The organism is Mesorhizobium sp. M7A.F.Ca.US.006.01.1.1 (assembly GCF_003997935.1).
Classification (GTDB): domain Bacteria; phylum Pseudomonadota; class Alphaproteobacteria; order Rhizobiales; family Rhizobiaceae; genus Mesorhizobium.
Genome location: NZ_RZQL01000369.1, coordinates 1 through 4,812 on the forward strand (window position 1 = coordinate 1; position 4,812 = coordinate 4,812).

Sequence of the window (4,812 nt, forward strand, 5' to 3'; positions counted from 1 at the left end):
CCCAGGGAATGTCCAGCCTGGCGTTGGTCAGATCGGCCGAGACTTTCTGGTCGCCGCTGCCGTTCTTGTCGATCGCCACCTTCACCGTTCCGGCAAGCAGCGGCTTCAGGCCGGGCATGGCGGCGGCGCGGATCTTGTCGTCGAGCACCAGGGCCACCTTGCGGCTGCGCGCCGGCCCGTCATCCCTGAGCGGCTCTACCAGATCGAGTTCGGCCGGAATGCCGTTCAGCAATGCCTTGGCGGAGATCACCGCCTTCTCGGGATCGACCGTGATCGAACCGTCGGCATCCGTCACGGTCTGGCCCTCGAAGGGCTTGGCCAAGGACATGCCGCTGTAGTCGAGCGACACCAGCCAATCGAGCTTCGAGGAGTCGACGCCGGACTGCAGCGGAATATCCGCCTTGACGTGGCCGGTGACGCTGCCCGACAGGTCCTCCGGCAGAATGCCGACATGGTGCATGGCGTTGATCGGCTCGTAGGATGCGAGTTCGGCAACGGCGGATGCGTCGCCATCGACATCGATGTCGAGCGCGCCGACGACCGGCGGGCGGTTGGCCGCCTTGACCGTCAGCGTGCCGTTGCTGGCCGCCACGGTGCGGCCGCTGGGCATGTAGACGGTGCCCGAGGACAGGGAGATATCGACATCGTTGCCGTGGAAACCGACGACGCCGACCGCGTCGCGTATCGGCGGGATGCGGCCGGCGGTGTCAAATCGCGATCCCTCGATCTGGAAGCGGCCGAACACCTCTTCGGCCGAAAGCGGCACGCCGTTGCCGAGCCGGCCTGGCACCACCTGGAACTGAAGGTTGGCGTCGACGACACGGCCGCCGAACAGATTGGCCAGCACCCACAGCCGGGCATTGCGCGCCGAAAACCACGGCCATAGCTGCTTGACGTGAGAGACCTGCATGTCGTGGATGTTGAACGCCAGATTGATCCCCGGCACTTTGCCGTCGACGAACGCCACGGCGGCGGTGCCAAGCATCTCGCCGGAGCCGGCGGACCGGAGCGCGATCTGCTCGGCGACCAATTTGTGGCTCACCGTGTTGTAGACGCCGGCAACCCGGGCGAGGAAGGTGAGCGCCGGCTCGGGCGACTCCGAGGGCGCAAGCGATGACCCGTCGCTGGTCAGGTCGTAGCGATAGGAGGGTTCTTCACCCGCCGCTCCGCTTGCCGGCTTCGGCCCGATCGAACCGGCGAAATCGAATGTCGAGCGGCCTGTCTTCAGCAGCAATCTGTCGACCTGGACCTTGTTGCTGCCCGCAACCAGCGTCGCATTGATATCGACGTCCGCCGGCAGCAGTCCTCGTGTGCCGAGATCGAGGACAGAACCCGTCGATGACAAAGCAGCCGTCAGCCGCGATGCGTTCACGCCGAACCCTTCCGATCCCGTCAGCTTCAGCGCGACGGTTCCCAACTTGCCGGCAGCGGACGCCGCGTCGCCGGCATCGGCCAGGTCGACGCTCGCATCCAGCGCCGTGACCCGGTGCGCCGCGATATCACGGGTGGCGGTAGCGGCAACGGTAAGCGTCCTGCCGTCGATGTCAGCCGTCGAGGAAAACTGCATGCCGCCCGGGCCCGACTGCACGACGGTGGCGTCGGCGATCTTGACGAGCTTGATCGCTGCGGTTTCTGGCAGCACGAATTCGACATTGCGAAGATCGATCCGGCGCAGCGAATCCTCCCGCACGGCATCGAGTGCGTGGTTGATGTTTCCGAACACCGCGGCGGACAGCTTCTCCGGATCGATGAGGCCGTCCGCATTGCGCAGGCCGGCGGTCCAGTCGCCGCCTGACGGCATCGCCGCCACGACGATGCGGGCATCCGAGATCCTGGCGCTGGTCAGCCGCACATCTCCCCACAGCAGCGGGAACAGACGCACGCCGAAGCGCACGCGGCCGGCATCGGCCATCGGCTTGCCGTCCGATGTCTTCAAGCTGACGTCGCTGACTTGAAGCGCGATGAAACTCGAACCGTCGAGCGTGATGCGGGCAGGCCCGACCGCGACATTGACATCGACGCCCGCCAGTTTCTCAAGCGCCGTTTCCGCCTCGGTGCGAAGCCGGTCGGCTCCGATGCCGGAGGCGCCAACCAGATAAACGAGCACGGCAGCCAGCAGCACGAAAGCGACCAGACCGGCGAACAATCGCGACAGGATGCGAAAACCGCGTCCGATCGACGCCTGACCAAGCGGCGGCACACGGCAGGCGGACGGAAAGGTCCCCAGGTCGGTGATCTCATCACGCCTGAACCGGATCTTCTCGTGCTGCGGTCGCTCCTGATCCACGCAATTTTCCGTTGTACGAACTCGATCGTGGACGAATCCCCGTCCGACACTATATCGGTGTGGCTTCGCGCGTAACCTCAAACAAGGGCATCGGTATGGCTGACCTCGACGTAGGCGATCTCGCGCCGCAATTCGACCTGCCGCGGGACGGCGGTGGATCAGTCAGCCTTGCCGCATCGTCCGGCAAGCCCATCGTGCTCTATTTCTATCCGCAGGACGACACAACAAGCTGCACGCAGGAGGCGATCAGCTTCTCGCAGCTGAAGCCGGACTTCGAGAAGGCCGGCGCCGTGGTGATCGGCCTGTCCCCCGACCCCGTCAAGAAGCACGACAAGTTCAAGTCGAAATACAATCTCACCATCGACCTCGCCGCCGACGAGGAGCGCAAGGTGATCGAGGCCTACCATCTGTGGGTCGAGAAATCGATGTATGGCCGCAAGTATATGGGGGTCGAGCGCGCGACGTTCCTGATAGGCCGCGACGGGCGGATCGCCAGAATCTGGCGCAAGGTCCGCGTCAAGGGCCATGCGGAAGAAGTGCTTGAGGCCGTTCGGGCGCTTTGAGGTTTTGCCGGCGGAGGCTGGCCAGTTTCCCTTACAACCTTACGCACGCCTGGCGGGCAATCGCTGCGGGCAAGTCGGCGCTGCAAGTCTTTGTTAACCTTAATAATGTGTAGTCAAGCTGTCGTGTGTCGTAAACGAAAGCTTGGTCCCGTGAACGCAACCGGTCAGTCCGCAGTCTTCGGCAGGCGTAAGGAGCCCCATACGGTCATCATCGCCCGGGGCAACGAGATCAGGCATTTTACGATCCGACCGTGGCTGGCGGCCTTTATCGGCTCCGCGTTGGCCGCCATTGCCATCGGCTACCTCATGGCCACCTCCTATCTCGTGCTGCGCGACGATTTGATCGGCGCCACCACGGCGCGTCAGGCGCGCATGCAGCAAGCCTATGAAGATCGCATTTCGGCGCTTCGCGCCCAGGTCGACCGCATCACCAGCCGGCAGTTGCTGGACCAGCAGCTGATGGAAACCAAGGTCAGCGAACTGCTTGAACGGCAGAGCCAGTTGAGCCAGCGTCACGGCCGCCTTGGCCCGCTGCTCGAACGCGCCGAGAGCGAAGTCGGCGCAGCGCCGGCCGAAGATCCGGCAGCGGTTGCGAAGCCGGACAAACGCGCCGAAGTGACCGGCAGCATCCAGGTGCCTGCGCGGAATTATGCGGTCGCCAGCCTGAGCGCCGATCTCGGCGCCGGCGACACAAGGCCGTTCTCGCTATGGTCGACCCGCTCCGATCCGCTGCCCAACGATTCAGCCGCCGATCGTGCCGACAAGCTCTTCGTCTCGATCAACCAGTCGTTGAAATCCATCGAGAGCGACCAGTTGACCCGCATCAGCACGCTTGCCGACAATGCCTACAAGAGCGCCGATGCCATCACCCAGGCGCTCGAGGCGGCCGGACTGCCCGTCGACAGCGACTTCGGCAAGGGCGACAGCGATGTCGGCGGACCGCTGATCCCGCTCGACTCCTCGATGATGTTCGACAGCAAGGTCAAGGAGTTGGACGAAGCGCTGGATGCGCTCGACCATCTCAAGAAGGAAGCGCGCCAGCTGCCGCTGACCAACCCCGCACCGGGCCACTCCGTCACCAGCCCGTTCGGCGTGCGCACCGACCCGATCCTCGGCACCGCGGCACTGCATTCCGGCATGGATTTCAGGGCGCCGATCGGCATGGCCGCCAAGGTCACCGCGCCCGGCACCGTCACCAAGGCCGGCTGGAACGGCGGCTATGGCCGCATGGTGGAAGTCGACCACGGCAATGGTTTTGCGACACGTTACGGGCATCTCAGCGAGATCGACGTGACCGTCGGCGAGAAACTGGACGCCGGCGCCGTCATCGGCAAGACTGGCAGCAGCGGCCGCTCGACCGGTCCGCATCTGCACTATGAAGTCCGCCACAATGGCGAAGCGATCGATCCCTTGCGCTTCCTCACGGTCGGCAGGAAGGTCGCGCAGTATCTGTAAGCGATCCTGGGCTCCTGCCCCATGCACCGATGACCATCATGATGGCTGACTAAGGCGCTTCCATCGACAGAAACGCCGTCGCAGCCGCAACCAGAGTGGCCGCGCCGACCTTCAACGCGGCCTCGTCGACACGAAACCGGGCGTGGTGGAGCGGAAAGACCGATCCGATCTCCTCGTTTCGGATTCCCAGCCGAAAATAGACCGAAGGACGTTTCTCGCTGTAGTAGCCAAAGTCGTCCGCGATCGTCCATCCGGGCGTGTTGAGGACGTTGTCGGATCCGATGCAGGCCTTGGCGCTGGCGGCAATCAGCTCGGTCATCTCGACATCGTTGACGACACCCGGTTCGCCCTTGTGGATGTCGACCTCGACACGCGCGCCGTGGCTCGTCGCCATCCCCTCGGCTATCGTACGGACGCGGTGCCAGGCCCGCTCGCGGGTTGCATCGCTGCCGCTGCGGATGGTGCCTTTCAACGCGACCCTGCCGGCGGTGACATTATAGGCGTTGC

At 64.5% G+C, this 4,812-nt stretch carries 4 protein-coding genes; 2 read left to right on the forward strand and 2 right to left on the reverse strand.

Annotated elements, in window-relative coordinates; genetic code table 11:
* Positions 1-2,287: DUF3971 domain-containing protein (locus EN943_RS34960; RefSeq protein WP_127416372.1), on the reverse strand; the 2,287-nt coding region annotated here is incomplete at its 3' end.
* A 95-nt stretch (positions 2,288-2,382) separates the two neighbouring features.
* On the opposite strand from EN943_RS34960, the gene EN943_RS34965 reads away from it, so the two are divergent.
* Positions 2,383-2,850 (forward strand): peroxiredoxin, encoded by a 468-nt coding sequence (locus EN943_RS34965; protein ID WP_127258257.1) that lies wholly within the window; start codon positions 2,383-2,385, stop codon positions 2,848-2,850.
* 150 nt (positions 2,851-3,000) lie between these two features.
* The gene (locus EN943_RS34970) at positions 3,001-4,305 is read left to right on the forward strand and encodes a M23 family metallopeptidase (protein ID WP_127416373.1); all 1,305 of its coding nucleotides are present in this window, start codon (positions 3,001-3,003) and stop codon (positions 4,303-4,305) included.
* 49 nt (positions 4,306-4,354) lie between these two features.
* Here the strand turns inward: EN943_RS34970 and EN943_RS34975 are convergent.
* Positions 4,355-4,812: M20/M25/M40 family metallo-hydrolase (locus tag EN943_RS34975; RefSeq protein WP_127416374.1), on the reverse strand; the 458-nt coding region annotated here is incomplete at its 5' end.